This window comes from Pseudomonas baetica (genome assembly GCF_051216495.1).
GTDB lineage: Bacteria > Pseudomonadota > Gammaproteobacteria > Pseudomonadales > Pseudomonadaceae > Aquipseudomonas > Aquipseudomonas baetica_B.
This window is the reverse complement of record NZ_JBPKAM010000024.1, coordinates 21,862-35,825: the sequence shown is the minus strand read 5'-3', so window position 1 is coordinate 35,825 and position 13,964 is coordinate 21,862. Positions and strand designations below refer to the sequence as shown.

The 13,964-nt window shown below is 60.0% G+C and carries 14 protein-coding genes; 7 read left to right on the top strand and 7 right to left on the bottom strand.

All coding sequences use genetic code 11. The annotated features are described in order from the left end of the window. Positions 1 to 7: 7 nt before the first annotated feature. On the top strand, positions 8 to 562 hold the full coding sequence (locus tag ACSFE6_RS11505) for a cytochrome b (protein WP_435427706.1): 555 nt from the start codon (positions 8 to 10) through the stop codon (positions 560 to 562). A 3-nt stretch (positions 563 to 565) separates the two neighbouring features. Next, positions 566 to 1,573, top strand: a complete 1,008-nt coding sequence (locus ACSFE6_RS11500) for an NAD(P)H-dependent flavin oxidoreductase (RefSeq protein ID WP_435427705.1) — start codon at positions 566 to 568, stop codon at positions 1,571 to 1,573. A 187-nt stretch (positions 1,574 to 1,760) separates the two neighbouring features. On the opposite strand, the gene ACSFE6_RS11495 is transcribed toward ACSFE6_RS11500, so the two are convergent. Continuing rightward, complete coding sequence (locus ACSFE6_RS11495) at positions 1,761 to 2,648, bottom strand: LysR substrate-binding domain-containing protein (protein WP_435427704.1); 888 nt, start codon at positions 2,646 to 2,648, stop codon at positions 1,761 to 1,763. A 114-nt stretch (positions 2,649 to 2,762) separates the two neighbouring features. On the opposite strand from ACSFE6_RS11495, the gene ACSFE6_RS11490 reads away from it, so the two are divergent. After that, positions 2,763 to 3,440: an MOSC domain-containing protein gene (locus ACSFE6_RS11490; protein ID WP_435427703.1), complete on the top strand. Its 678-nt coding sequence runs from the start codon at positions 2,763 to 2,765 to the stop codon at positions 3,438 to 3,440. A 58-nt stretch (positions 3,441 to 3,498) separates the two neighbouring features. Here the strand turns inward: ACSFE6_RS11490 and aspT are convergent, their stop codons facing one another. Then, entirely contained in the window at positions 3,499 to 5,190 is a 1,692-nt protein-coding gene (gene aspT / locus ACSFE6_RS11485; RefSeq protein WP_435427702.1) for an aspartate-alanine antiporter, read from the bottom strand. A gap of 562 nt (positions 5,191 to 5,752) precedes the next feature. Between aspT and ACSFE6_RS11480 the strand changes: the two genes are divergently transcribed. After that, positions 5,753 to 6,424: a DUF3313 domain-containing protein gene (locus ACSFE6_RS11480; protein WP_435427701.1), complete on the top strand. Its 672-nt coding sequence runs from the start codon at positions 5,753 to 5,755 to the stop codon at positions 6,422 to 6,424. Between the two features lie 109 nt (positions 6,425 to 6,533). Here the strand turns inward: ACSFE6_RS11480 and ACSFE6_RS11475 are convergent, their stop codons facing one another. The 5 genes from ACSFE6_RS11475 to purM form a co-directional block, all read right to left on the bottom strand. Continuing rightward, positions 6,534 to 7,394, bottom strand: a complete 861-nt coding sequence (locus ACSFE6_RS11475) for a pirin family protein (RefSeq protein WP_435427700.1) — start codon at positions 7,392 to 7,394, stop codon at positions 6,534 to 6,536. 61 nt (positions 7,395 to 7,455) lie between these two features. Then, the gene (locus tag ACSFE6_RS11470) at positions 7,456 to 7,872 is read right to left on the bottom strand and encodes an OsmC family protein (RefSeq protein WP_435427699.1); all 417 of its coding nucleotides are present in this window, start codon (positions 7,870 to 7,872) and stop codon (positions 7,456 to 7,458) included. Positions 7,873 to 8,021: 149 nt separating this feature from the next. After that, complete coding sequence (locus tag ACSFE6_RS11465; RefSeq protein ID WP_435427698.1) at positions 8,022 to 8,735, bottom strand: DUF3108 domain-containing protein; 714 nt, start codon at positions 8,733 to 8,735, stop codon at positions 8,022 to 8,024. An 8-nt stretch (positions 8,736 to 8,743) separates the two neighbouring features. Further along, positions 8,744 to 9,394, bottom strand: coding sequence for a phosphoribosylglycinamide formyltransferase (gene purN, locus ACSFE6_RS11460; protein ID WP_435427697.1), 651 nt, complete (start codon positions 9,392 to 9,394; stop codon positions 8,744 to 8,746). Next, positions 9,394 to 10,452: a phosphoribosylformylglycinamidine cyclo-ligase gene (gene purM / locus ACSFE6_RS11455; protein WP_435427696.1), complete on the bottom strand. Its 1,059-nt coding sequence runs from the start codon at positions 10,450 to 10,452 to the stop codon at positions 9,394 to 9,396. The genes purN and purM overlap by 1 nt, the downstream gene beginning before the upstream one ends. Before the next feature lie 384 nt (positions 10,453 to 10,836). Between purM and ACSFE6_RS11450 the strand changes: the two genes are divergently transcribed. The 3 genes from ACSFE6_RS11450 (at position 10,837) to hda (ending at position 13,910) form a co-directional block, all read left to right on the top strand. Continuing rightward, a complete protein-coding gene (locus ACSFE6_RS11450) occupies positions 10,837 to 11,898 on the top strand; it encodes a DUF2066 domain-containing protein (RefSeq protein WP_435427695.1) in 1,062 nt (353 codons plus the stop codon). A gap of 36 nt (positions 11,899 to 11,934) precedes the next feature. Further along, positions 11,935 to 13,008 (top strand): AI-2E family transporter, encoded by a 1,074-nt coding sequence (locus tag ACSFE6_RS11445; protein WP_435427694.1) that lies wholly within the window; start codon positions 11,935 to 11,937, stop codon positions 13,006 to 13,008. Positions 13,009 to 13,205: 197 nt separating this feature from the next. Beyond that, the gene (hda, locus tag ACSFE6_RS11440; protein ID WP_433769534.1) at positions 13,206 to 13,910 is read left to right on the top strand and encodes a DnaA regulatory inactivator Hda; all 705 of its coding nucleotides are present in this window, start codon (positions 13,206 to 13,208) and stop codon (positions 13,908 to 13,910) included. The last annotated feature ends 54 nt before the right edge of the window (positions 13,911 to 13,964 follow it).

Here is a 13,964-nt window from a genome sequence, read left to right as displayed (position 1 = left end):
GTCAGCCATGCAACTACGAGACAATGGCCTGAGGTTTTCACCCATCACCATCGCCCTGCACTGGGTCGTGGCGTTTTCCCTGCTGGGGATTTTCATCCTGCAACTGTTGATCGGGCTCGTGTCCAGCGCGGCGCTACAACTGGAACTCGGCAGGCTGCAAAACCTGCTTGGGCTGATGTTGTTCCTCGTGTCGACCTATCGGTTCTGGGCGCGGGTCACGTCCTGGCATCCGCTGCCGGTGGGCACGCCCAATCCCATCGAAGTGATCATCAGCCGTTCGGTGGCGGTGTCGCTGGCGCTGGCGATGGTGCTGTTGCCCATCGCGGTCTGGGCTTCGCGATCCGCCGGTGGCGAGCTCGTGGAGCTGCCCGGAGGTTGGTGGATTCCGGCCGTTTTGCCCACCAACGCTGCGTTGAAGCATGTGGTCGATGTGCTGTTCAACATCGGTGCCTCGGCATTCCTCGCCGGCCTGGTGCTGCACATCTTCGGCGCGGTCAAAAACCACTTTCTCCTGAAGAACAACACGCTCAAGCGGATGCTGGGCCAACACGTGGAGCTGTGAGTCATGCACGAATTCGATTTCGCAGGTAACGCCATAACCCGGCTCTGCGGTGTGAAGTACCCGATTTTTCTCGGCGGGATGGCGGCCATTTCCGGGCCGCAACTGGTCGGCGCCGTCGCCAATGCCGGGGGCATGGGCGTCATCGGCGGCTTGCGCCTGCCGCCCCTGGCCTTGCGTCGCTGGATCCAGGAAACCCGCGCACTGACCGACAAACCCTTTGGCGTGAACCTGGTGCCGCAATTCGGCGGCCCGGATGTGTTCGAGGCGCAGTTCCAGGTGATCCTCAAGGAGAAACCCAGGCTGCTGTCGCTGTTCTACGCAGAGAAATACGCCGCCGACATGATCCCCCGGGCGAAGGACGCCGGGCTGCTGGTCATGGTTCAGGCGGGGTCGGTGGAACTGGCCCACATCGCCATCGAACAGGGCGCGGACATCATCATCGCCCAGGGCAGTGAAAGTGGCGGCCATCTCAATCGCGGCACCATCGGCATCATGCCGTTGCTGACCTCGATCCTGTCCGTGTGCGAGGGCCGACCGGTGCTCGCGGCGGGTGGCATTACTCACGGCGATGATGTCCGTGCGCTGATGTCCCTCGGCGCTTCCGGGGTGGTGGTGGGCACGGCGTTCATCGCCACCGATGAATCCAATGCGCATCCGCTGTACAAGCAGAAGATCGTCGAGGCGACGACCGATGACACCGAATACCGCACCGGCTACTCCTTCGGTTGGACCTACGGTACACCGCATCGGGTGATCCCCAACCGGGACAAGTGGAACCTGCTGCGCTTCATCGGCGGCGGCGCCCGGGCGATCGACAAGGCGCGGATGGCCGAGAAGTTGTCGCTGTACGCGGGGCAGGGTGTGGGCAAGATCCGCAGCGTGGTGCCAGCGGCAGAGCGGGTGGCGGAGCTGGCCAGTGGGTTGGTGACTGTGCCGGATCGGTTACCTACCCAATCCACTGTAGGAGCGAGCTTGCTCACGATGGCGTCAGGTCGTCGATTGCAACGTTAACTGCCACACCGTCATCGCAGCCAAGCCAGCTCCCACAGTGGTCGGAGTCGTTCACAAATTCTGTGGCAGAAACCAATACCTGTGGGAGCGAGCCTGCTCGCGAAGACGCCAGGCCAGTCAATATCAACGCTAACTGACACACCGCTTTCGCGAGCAGGCTCGCTCCCACAGTGGTTGTCGGTGTTATTCACATCGCTGCCGGCCGCGCAATCTGCTGTTGCGCCAACCCGATGAACGCGCTCATGGCCGAGGTGATCATCGAGTCGTTGCGGCGGATGAACACGGTAGACACGTTGGCGAACTCAGGCGGCAGCGTGTGCCAGCGAATCCCGTGGCGCACGCTGCAATTTTCCGCGATGGCCTTGGGCAATAACGTCACGCCCATGCCCGCCGCGACGCACGAGAGTATGCCGTCGAGGGTGCCCAGTTCCATGATCTGGTTGGGCACCAGTCCCACCTGATAAAACCAGTTTTCCAGGGTCGAGCGATAGAAGCAGCCCGTGCGGAACACCAGCACCGTTTGCTGGGGCATTTTCTCCATCAGCGCGGGCAGGGAGTCGAACTGGTTGCTGCTGACCAGCACCAGCTCTTCGCTGAACACTTCCTCCTGCGCCAATGCCGAGTTCTGGTGGAAGCCGCCCACGAAGGCGCCGTCGAGCCGATGGGATTCGATCGCCTTGATCAGTTCCACCGTGGTACCGGTCAGCAGCGACAACTGCACCTCGGGATATTGCTCGCGGTACTTGGTCAACACTTGCGGCAAACGGATGGCGGCGGTGGTTTCCATCGAACCCAGCCGCAGCAGACCGGTCGGGCTGCCGGTGTCCATCAGGGCACTGCGGCTCTCGTCGGTCAGTTGCAGGATGCGCCGGGCATAACCGAGGAAGGTTTCCCCAGCCGATGTCAGTACCACCCCGGACTTCTTGCGGATGAACAACTCGCGATTAAGTTCGGCTTCCAGCTCTTTCACGCGCATGGTCACGTTGGACTGCACGGTGTTCACCTGCGAAGCGGCGGCGGTGAAGCTGCCCAGTTCGGCCACGGCGCAGAAGATCTTCAGTTGGCGCATTTCCATGATCGTCTCCAGCTATCTTTCAAAGTGATTGCTGACATAGTTAACGATCACTTTACGGCTGTTCAGCGCGGTTAGTAAAGTGACCGGAAATGGATACTCAACGCAGGTCGACCCATGACACTGACTTCGAAAATTGACCACGTCTTCGCCGGCGGCCTGGGGGTGTTGCAACCTGAAGGGCAGCGCACGGGCATCTTCAAGCAGCGCCACGATGGCCCGGTGCGGGTGGAGTTGCACGGTATTGTCGGCGACCAGCACGGCGACACCCGGGTGCACGGTGGGCCGGAGAAAGCGGTGCATCAGTACGCGGCGCAGAACTACGAGCGCCTGGCGCAGGCCTTCACGCACAGTGCTCCGCAACTGGTGGCGGGCAGTCTGGGGGAGAACATTTCCGCGTTCGGGCTCTGCGAGTCCAACGTGCACATCGGTGACGTGTTCCAGGTCGGCAGCGCCGTGTTGCAGGTGTCCCAGCCACGCAGCCCCTGCTGGAAGATCAATCACCGTTTCGAGGCCGAGCGGATGTCGATGTTCGTCGCCAGAGAGCGCATCACCGGTTGGTATTACCGCGTGCTTCAGCCGGGTTTCATGCAGGCAGGGGACCGGATCGCGCGGCTGGAGCGGCACACCGAGCGGTTTTCCATCGACATGTTCTGGCAGGTGCAGTTGGCGCACCGGCCGATGATCGATGATCTGCTGGCGCTGGCGGATACCCCAGGCCTGGCGCAGGACTGGAAACGGCGACTATCCGAACGGGCGAAGTACCTGCAAAAGCGAGCAGAGAGTGCACTCTGACGTTGCGGATGTACCCGATCCATTGTGGGAGCGAGCCTGCTCGCGAAAGGGGCGCAACCTATCCCGCCACCACGAAAATGATGATGGGCCCGCACACCGCGAGCAGTACATTGGAAATCGCATAGCACACGGTAAACCCGATCACCGGGGTGTTGCTGGCGGACTGCTCGATGATCTTGTTCATCGATGCCGCTTCGGTCTGCGCACCCGCCAGGCCGCCGAACAGAATCATGGGATGCAGGCGCAGCACATACCGCCCCACATACAGCGCCACCAGCGGCGGCAGGATCGTCACTACGGCACCGGAGAACAGCAGTGCCAGCCCTTGTTCCTTCATCGCCGCGAACGCGGCGGGCCCCGCCAATAGGCCCACCACCGCGCCGAACGCGGTCAGGCCGAATTCGGAAAATGCCCACTGGGCGGCGGCGGGCAGGGCGCCGATCTCCGGGTGACGGGAGTTGTACCAGCCGATCACCAACGCCGCCACCAACACACCGCCGCCAATACCCAGCTCCACCGGGATCATACCGATGTGGGTCGACAACAGACCGAGCAACGACCCCAGCACCATGCCCAATGCATGCACGGCGATGTCACTTTTGTAGTTGTGTTGGCGAATCCGCCCCAGGCGCTTGGCCAAGGCTTCGACACTGGCGGTGCGCCCCGTCACGCTGATCACGTCGCCGCGACGCAGCACGGTATTGGGCAGCAGCGGCAGGTCATAGCCTTGACGGCTGATGGTGTTGAGAAAACAGCCTTGGCGCCCGGTGCCTTGCAGATTGGCCCTGGCCTGGTGAATGGTCTTGCCGGCAAACTCCTTCGAGGTCAGCACGATGTCCGCCTGCCGGGTCGCAAAGGACAGGGCTTCGGGGTGATCGATCTCCGGTCCCACCTGATGACTGAGGGTACCGACCGCTTCGCGCAAGGCATACACCCCGATGACGTCCCCCTCCACGAGGGTGAAGCCTTCATCGCGTTCGATCACCCGCCCGGCCCGCACGACCCGCTCGATACTCAGGTAGTCATGCAGTCTTTCAACGTCGGCGATGCGCTGGCCATTGGCCTGGCCATTGGCCGCGACCTGATGGGCGCGTACGACAATGCGCGTGTAAGGCACGGTGATCGCATCCTCGTTTTTTGCGATGCCCAACTCCAGTTCCAACTCCCGCGCCGAGGCCTTCAGATCGACCCCGAGCAGTTTCGGTGCGATGCTGCCGACGAAGACAATCAGGCCGATGGTGCCGAACAGGTAGGTGATCGCGTAGGCAATCGCCATGTGGCTGTTGAGTTGAGCCTTGGCCGCGTCGTCGATACTCAGTTGGTTGATGGCGCTCGTGGCGGTGCCCATGATCGCCGTATCCGTCAGGGCGCCTGCGCCAAGCCCGGCGGTAAAACCGGCGTCGAAATGAAAAATCGCGTTCATCAACAGAATCGAACCCAACGCTGTCGCGCACAGCACCACGGAAAGCACGACCAGTTTCAGGGTGCCGCGATTGAGGCTGCCGAAAAACTCCGGCCCGCTCTTGAAGCCGACCGCATAAATGAACAGCACGAAAAATACCGACTTCAATCCGGACGGCACTTCAAGGCCGATCTGCCCGATGAGCAACCCCATCAACAACGCGCCGGCCACGGAGCCGAGATGAAAACTGCCAATGTGGACACGGCCAATCAGGACACCCAGGGCAATGGCCAGGAACACCGCGATTTCCGGGTCGGAGCGCAGGGCGTGCAAGAAAAAATCGAGCATGTTGCAGACTCCTGCCAATGGCCGTTAGTGATCCGTTTATTTATCCGGTGCGGTCATTCCGTTGTCCTCAAGCATCTTTATTTCAAAGTTATGGCTTCACGGAGAAAGGACAATGAACACAGATCGCAGCGTAGTTCAGCGATGAATCGTTGTCAGACCGGCGCAGTTAAAGTTTGAAGTGATAACAGACTGCTGCGGTATTCAGGCTTTCCTGATTGACCCTTAGGTTATCAATCAATAAAAGGAGACGGTCCGCGAAGCAGGATCGGCAAGGCTGGTTTGCGTGTGCCAGATGCCTTTTTTCGCCCGCGATAATTCATCAACGCAATCAAACCCATGGGCAGCTCATTGCCACTTTAAGAAAATTTGTTGCTGCTGATTCTCGACAATTCTTTGTCAGCAACTACTTTTATTTTGGTTTGTATAGGCCGGCTGCGGCATTAACCGCTTGCCCTTGGGGGGCATTTTGAAGATGCCTTGGCGGGGATGATTTTTTGAAAAAAGCAGCACGCGGCCAGGTGGCTGATGCGCTCGATAAGAATTGACCCAATGGAGTAATACGATGATGTTGAAAACCCTAACCGCAACCTTATGCCTGGTGTCCGTCGGGCTGTCAGGTTGTGCGAGCAAGTACGTGTCGCCTGAAGAGTATTCGGGCTTTCTCAAGGACTACAGCCAGCTCAAGGAAGACAAGACGCCCTCTGGCTCAGATGTGATGCGCTGGATCGAGCCGGGCGTGGACGTGAAGCACTTCACCAGTGTCCTGGTCGAGCCGAGCCAACTCTATCCGAAACCGCAACCGACCGAGAAGATTCCGCAAGCCACGCTCAATGGCATCACCCAGTATTACGACCAGGCGCTCAAGCGCGAATTCGCGACCGTGCTGCCGCTGGTCACCACCCCCGGCCCGAACACCCTGGTGGTACGCCCGGCGATCACCGCCGTCAGCGCGAAGACCAAAGGCTTGCGCCCTTATGAAGTGATCCCGATCGCACTGATCGCCGCCGGCGTCAGCACCGCCACCGGCATCCGCGACCAGGACACCAGCGTCGCCACCGAAGCGGCGTTCATCGATGGCCGCGACAACAAAGTGGTCGCGCAGGTGGTGCGCAAGGGCGCCGGTGCCGATCTGGAAAACTCCGACCAGGTCATGACAGCCAAGGACACCAAGCTCGTGCTCGATGGCTGGTCGAAGGACATGGTCAAGTCCTTCGAGTCACTCAAGAAAAAATGACGCCATCATCTGTTTAATGTCGTTCGCTCAAGACATGTTGGGACGGTGTGCATACCCATTTGTGGGAGCGAGCCTGCTCGCGAAGACGGCGTAACTGACAAAGGAAAAGCTAAGGCAGCTCGATCCGCTCAACTTCCCCCGGTACCGTCGGCCAATCTCCGGCCGCCCAGCGTCGACGGGCTTCATCGATCAATGCCGGATCGCTCGAGACAAAATTCCAGTTGATCCGCCTTGGGCCGTCCAGCGGTGCGCCACCAAACAGCACCGCATGACTGTCGCTATCGGCGAACAATGTCATTTCTTCCCCTGGCGGCAGTACCACCAGATCATGGGGTTCGATTGGCTCGCCATTGAGCAGTACCTCGCCACTCAGCACATACAACGCACGCTCTTCATGCTCGGTGGGAATCAGCATGGTCGTCGCTGTTTGCAGGTGTAATTCGGCGTACAGCGTAGGAGACAGCACCGGTACCGGTGATTCCAGGCAGAAGCCTGATCCCGCGATCATCCGGATCTTCACTCCAAGGTTCTCGCTGACTGGCAGCGTGGCTGCAGGATGATGGCTGTAGTGGCCGGGACCCTGTTCCTTGTCCTTGGGGGAGGCCAGCCAGATTTGCAGGCCGTGCATCGTGAACTCGCGGCCTTTAATGGCTTCGGGCGTGCGCTCGACATGGGCGATAGCGCTGCCGGCAGTCATCCAGCTGACATCCCCGGGGTTGACCACCTGATCCGAGCCCAGGCTGTCCTTGTGCTGGAGTTGTCCCTCGAAGAGGTAGGTGAGCGTGGACAGGCCGATGTGCGGATGCTGGCGGATGTTCATGCCATCGCCCGCGGCATAGCGGGTCTCCAGCATGTGATCGAAAAACACGAAAGGCCCGACGTTACGACATTTGGCGGAAGGCAGCGGGCGAAGAATAGGCTGGCCTTCGACATCTTCTGCGCGGGGGCGAATCACGAGCGGAGTGTTCATGGTGCATTCCAGACTGAGCGGGTGACGCGTGGAGCATAACCCGCTTGAGCGGCCCTTGGCGCTATTGGCTGAACGCACCTTCGGACAAGTGGGTTTCGATACTGACTTCGCTGGTGGTCATCAGTTTGTGGATCGGGCAGCGATCGGCCACGCGGTGCAGTTCGTCACGCTGGGCGTCGGTGAGCACACCCTTTAGGGTCAATTTGACGTGTAGCGCGTATTTGCCCTTTTGCTCTTCGCTGTTGTCGCGTTTGACCTCGACGCCGACACCGGTCAGGGGGATGCCTTTCTTTTTGGCGTACAGCTTCAGGGTCAGGGCTTTGCAGGCGCCCAGTGCGGCATCGAAGTAATCGTGGGGTTCCGGTGCCGAGCCTTCACCGCCGGCAGTGGTGGGTACGTCGGCAAAGAGTTCGTGGTCATCGATTTGCACGCTGTGACGAAAGCCTTCGGTGGAGACAGTATTGACGATAACGCTCATGGGAAACCTCGCTGGCATTGGGAGCAGCCATTCGATCAAAAAAGACCTTGAAGGTATAGAGCATTGCTCTAGTGGCGCGTTCCACTTTCTTTGCCGAATGCCAGGCGAAAAAAAGCCCCGCGATGGCGGGGCTTTATCGTGTCGCTGGATCAACTGCCTTTGACAGTCTTGCCGTTGACCTTGCCGTCCAGGAGCATGATGTTGTACTCCTTGCCGTCGGTTTCGACCTGTTGCAGGCGAACCAGCAAGTAGTCCCAATCCTTGGCAAACCACAGTACGGTGATGCGCTTGCTTTGTGTCGGGTCGCGGACGCGCTCGACCTTGATCGCGTCGATCTGGCCGGCCTTGGTGTCGACTTTTTCCGAGCCCAGGACGCGGAAGTCATAGGTATCGACTTCGCCATCATCCACGACTTGATAGCTCATGCTTTTTTTGCCGGCAGCCACGTCATGCTGCAGGGCAAGCTGATAGGTGGATTTGTCGACCATGCCGCGGTTGAGCGGGATGTTGACCGCGTCGCCACGGTCGGTACCGGTGACTTTTTTGGCGGCCCAGTCGAAGTCCAGGTCCGCTTTCTTGGCTTTGCCCAAACCACCTCGTTCGAAGTGGTAGGACTGTGGCAGCAAGGTGTCCTTGTCGACGGTCAGGGTGCTTTCTTCGGACAGGCTGGCGATCATCATCGAAGCCTTGAAGCTGAGCTTCCAGACGCCGTTGGCTTCCTTGGTCAGGCTGCGTTCGGCGGTGCCGCTCATGGGCAGCTGTTTCCAGTCGGCGGTGTAGCTGGCGGAGAAAGGTTGAAGGTCTGCAGCCTGTGCGAAAGGCAAGGCGAGCAGAGCGCAAGCGAAGAGCAGGGCGCGACGCATAAAGTCTCCTAGGTTCGAATCAAGTGGCCGCTGGCCGCGAGCAACTGTCCATCCAGTAAAGCACCTTGATCGCCAAGTGATAAACGACCTTCGGCAAACCAGCGTACGGCCATCGGGTAGATCAGGTGTTCCTGTACATGGACCCGCTGCGCCAGACTTTGCGGCGAGTCGTGCAACTCTACCGGTATTACTGCCTGTACGACCAGTGGTCCGCCATCGAGTTCCTCGGTGACGAAGTGCACGGAGCAGCCATGTTCGGCGTCGCCGGCTTCCAGCGCCCGCTGATGAGTGTGTAACCCTTTGTATTTGGGCAGCAGCGAAGGATGAATATTGAGCAGGCGGCCCTGGTAATGGCGTACGAAATCCGCGCTGAGAATGCGCATGAAACCAGCCAGTACCACGAGTTTGGGATTGAAGGCGTCGATCAGTTCGACCAGCGCGGCATCGAATGCCTCGCGGCCGTCGAATGCCTTGTGATCCAGGGTGCGGGTGTCGATACCCGCGTCCCTGGCGCGTTGCAGGCCGTAGGCGTCGGCGCGGTTGGAAATCACCGCAGCAATGCGGACCGGGCTGTCGCCGGTCCGCGTGCTGTCGATCAAGGCCTGCAAGTTACTGCCGGTGCCGGACAGCAGCACCACGACATCACAGGTCTTGGACATCAGTGAGCCTTGAGGTTCTTCAGTTCGACCTGGGCCGCGCCTTCGGCAGCGGTGGCGATCTGGCCGATAACCCAAGGTTGCTCGCCAGCGTCGCGCAGTACTTTCAGCGAGGCTTCAACGTGCTCCTGGGCCACGCAGATGACCATGCCCACGCCGCAGTTCAGCACGCGATGCATTTCGTTCTCGTCGACGTTGCCTTTCTCTTGCAGCCAGTCGAACACCGCCGGGCGGTTCCAGCTTGCGACGTCAACCACCGCTTGTGCGCCTTTCGGCAGTACGCGCGGGATGTTGTCCAGCAGGCCGCCACCGGTGATGTGGGCCATGGCCTTGACGGCGCCGGTTTCCTTGATCAGCTTGAGCAGCGGCTTCACGTAGATGCGGGTCGGAGCCATCAGCAGATCGGTCAGCGGTTTGCCGTCGAGCTGGGTATTTTCGATGTCGGCACCGGACACTTCGATGATCTTGCGGATCAGTGAGTAGCCGTTGGAGTGCGGACCGGAGGACGGCAGGGCGAGCAGGGCGTCGCCGGCGGCGACCTTGGAGCCGTCGATGATTTCGGATTTTTCCACGACGCCGACGCAGAAGCCGGCCAGGTCGTAGTCTTCGCCTTCGTACATGCCAGGCATTTCAGCGGTTTCGCCGCCAACCAGGGAGCAGCCGGACAGCTCGCAGCCCGCACCGATGCCGGTCACGACCTGAGCGGCGGTGTCGACGTTCAGTTTGCCGGTGGCATAGTAATCGAGGAAGAACAGCGGCTCGGCGCCGCATACCACCAGGTCGTTGACGCACATGGCAACCAGGTCGATGCCGATGCTGTCGTGCTTGTTCAGGTTCAGCGCCAGGCGCAGCTTGGTGCCGACGCCGTCAGTGCCGGAAACCAGCACGGGCTGCTTGTAGCCGGCCGGGATTTCGCAGAGGGCGCCAAAACCGCCCAGGCCGCCCATGACTTCCGGGCGCGCAGTGCGCTTGGCGACGCTCTTGATGCGTTCGACCAATGCTTCACCGGCGTCGATGTCTACACCGGCGTCCTTGTAGCTCAGGGAGGGTTGCTTGCTCATGATCCAGGCCTTTAGGGGGGATTTCTGGGTAACGACCGAGTTCAGCGGGGGCGCCGAAATCGACGAGGGCGAGTGCCTCACGCGAATTTCGAAAATGCCCGGCTGTTGCCGGTCTGCGAAGGCGCGCGATTTTATCAGGCTTGAAGGGCAGCGGCCATCCTCAGGCCGACGGCAGGGGCATATCGGCTTAAAAAAACCTTCATTGCTGCGCGTTGATTGCATCCTTCAAGCTTGAGAAGGGTATCGTCATTAACCGTCTATGGTTATGACAGTGCGAAAACTTACCCGGGACGTGTGAATGTTTTGTACCGGGCAATGGTCACAGCCTTGCTCGATCGTGTTCATGCGGCCTGTTCCAGTCGCTCTTGTCGCCAGGAATCTTCCATGCGTTTTTGTAAATTCTTGTTTGTGGGCTGTTTGTCATTGGTCAGCCTGGTCAGCCATGCCGAAACGGTCAAAGGCCTTTACCAGGTACGCGAACCCGTGAACGGCCAATCACCCGAGGAGCGCGATCAAGCGACCCAGCGCGCCCTCGACACCCTTGTCCTGCGTCTGACCGGCGACCCCAAGGCAGCGCAAAGTCCGGGACTGGCGGCGATCCGCAAAGACCCGCAGCAGATCATCAGCCAGTTTGGCTATGACGCCGGGCCACCGGAAGTATTGAAGGTCGATTTCGATCCAGGCACCACCGAACAGGCGTTGCGCCGTGCCGGGTTGGCCATGTGGGGCGCCAATCGTCCATCGATTCTCGGTTGGTGGCTGAACGACTACGCCGAGGGATCAAGCCTGGTGGGTGATGCTCAGCCTGGCGCGGTGCCGTTGCGACGGGCTGCGCAGCATCGTGGTTTGCCACTGCGGTTGCCTTTGGCGGATCTGAATGAACAGATCGTCGGCACCGCTCCGAATCTGGAAAGTGCAGATCCGGCGCCGTTGCGCAGCGCTTCGGAACGCTACAATGCCGACGCTTTGCTGGCAGTGCATGCCCGGGAAGAAGGTGGGCAATGGCAAGCCAAGTGGCGTTTGTGGCTGGGGGATAAAGCGGAAGCTGGCACCGCCACCGGTGCCGATCAAGCGGCACTGGCAGACGCGGTGATGCTGGCGATCAACGAGCGATTGGCGCCACGGTTCGTCGCAAGGCCCGGGGCTGCGGGTCAACAATTGCTGGCGGTTGACGGCATGAACCTCGAGCGTTATGCGAGCCTTGGCCGTTTACTCGAGCCTTTTGGTGGGCGCCCGCAAAGCGTGGATGGCGACAAAATACTGTATCGGGTCAATGGCAGTGCTGATCAACTGCGGGCGCAATTGTCGCTTGCCAGATTGCAAGAGGTGGCCGCGGCTCCCGCCCCTGTTACGCCTGTTACGCCTGTTACGCCGACGGTCGCGGGATCGGCCCCTGCTGCGACGCCCGCGCCCGCACCTACGCCGCAGCTGCATTTTCGATGGTAGTTTTTCTTTCTATATATAGAAGCAATGGAGTGGTTCATGGCCGATACGCGGCGTTGGTTCTGGTTGGGTGGAGTGGCTCTGCTCTGCGCGTTTATCTGGCTGTTGCACCCGATTTTGACGCCGTTCCTGGTGGCGTTGTTGTTGGCGTACCTGTTTGATCCGCTGGTGGATAGGCTGGAGCGGGCGGGGTTGTCACGGACCTGGGGTGTGATCGCGGTATTTGCCTTATTCACCTTAATCTTCACGGCGCTGCTACTGGTGCTGGTTCCGATGCTCGCCAAGCAGCTGTTGCGCTTGTATGAGCTTGCGCCGCAGATGCTTGATTGGTTGCAGCACACCGCGCTGCCCTGGGCGCAGTCGAAGTTTGGTTTGTCCGAGGGTTTCTGGAAGTTCGACAAACTCAAGGCCGCCATCAGCGAGCACATGGGGCAGACCACCGACATTGTGGGGGTGGTGCTGAGTCAGGCCACGGCTTCGGGTCTGGCGTTGATCGGCTGGCTAGCGAATCTGGTGCTGATACCAGTGGTGAGTTTCTACTTGCTGCGGGATTGGGACCTGATGATGGCCAAGATTCGCAGTTTGTTGCCCCGTGATCGGGAGGAGCGCGCCGTGTTGCTGGCCGGTGAATGCCATGAAGTACTCGGGGCTTTCGTGCGCGGGCAGTTGTTGGTCATGGTGGCGTTGGGCGTGATCTACGCCGCGGGGTTGATGCTGGTGGGGCTTGAGTTGGGGCTGCTGATCGGTCTGATTGCCGGTCTGGCGGCGATTGTTCCGTACATGGGCTTTATCATTGGCATTGGTGCCGCTTTGATCGCGGGCCTGTTCCAGTTCGGCGGCGATCTGTACCCCATGGTTGGCATTGTCGCGGTGTTCATGGTCGGTCAGGCGCTGGAGGGGATGGTGCTGACACCGTTGCTGGTGGGCGATCGCATCGGCCTGCACCCGGTGGCGGTGATTTTCGCGATCCTCGCCGGTGGCGAGCTGTTTGGCTTCACCGGGATTTTGCTGGCACTGCCGGTGGCGGCCGTGATCATGGTGCTGGTGCGCCATGTGCATGATTTGTATAAAGATTCTGATATCTATAGTGGTGTCGACGAGCCCGAGCTTTAGGCGTCATCGTGGGCAACCCGGTTCTATGCCGGGTTGATCCCCGGATCGCCAAAGAAACCGTCATAAAACCGGGATGCTAACGCAAACCTTTGATTTTGCTTGTGGTGTGTCGCATTGTGCGGTCGGCTTCACGGGTATAAACTTCGCAAACTTTACACAGAGGCCACTTACAGTTCCTTTGGAACTGTTCAGTCAGCATGAAACCGATTCAGCTGCCCCTAGGTGTGCGTCTGCGTGACGACGCCACCTTTATCAACTACTACCCAGGCGCCAATGCCGCTGCACTCGGCTATGTCGAGCGGCTATGCGAAGCCGATGCCGGCTGGACCGAAAGCCTGATTTACCTTTGGGGCAAGCACGGGGTAGGACGTACACATCTGTTGCAGGCCGCTTGCCTGCGTTTCGAGCAGATGGGTGAGCCGGCGGTGTATCTGCCGCTGGCGGAGTTGATGGATCGTGGCGTCGAAATTCTCGATCACCTTGAACAGTACGAACTGGTTTGCCTGGATGATCTGCAAGCAGTGGCAGGGAAGGCTGACTGGGAAGAAGCGCTGTTCCATCTGTTCAATCGTCTGCGTGACAGTGGCCGGCGTCTGCTGATTGCAGCGTCGACGTCCCCGCGTGAGCTGCCGGTCAAGTTGGCGGACCTCAAATCCCGCCTGACGCTGGCACTGATCTTCCAGATGCGTCCGCTCTCCGATGAAGACAAGTTGCGTGCCCTGCAATTGCGAGCATCCCGTCGTGGCCTGCACCTGACGGATGAGGTCGGGCATTTCATTTTGACCCGTGGCACGCGCAGCATGAGTGCGTTGTTCGAGTTGCTTGAAAGGCTCGACCAAGCCTCGCTCCAGGCTCAGCGCAAGCTGACCATTCCTTTCCTGAAAGAAACCCTGGGCTGGTAGCCAAGCCCGCTTGATCCGGGGCCTGTAGCGATTTTCGGCATATTTCAGGCGTCA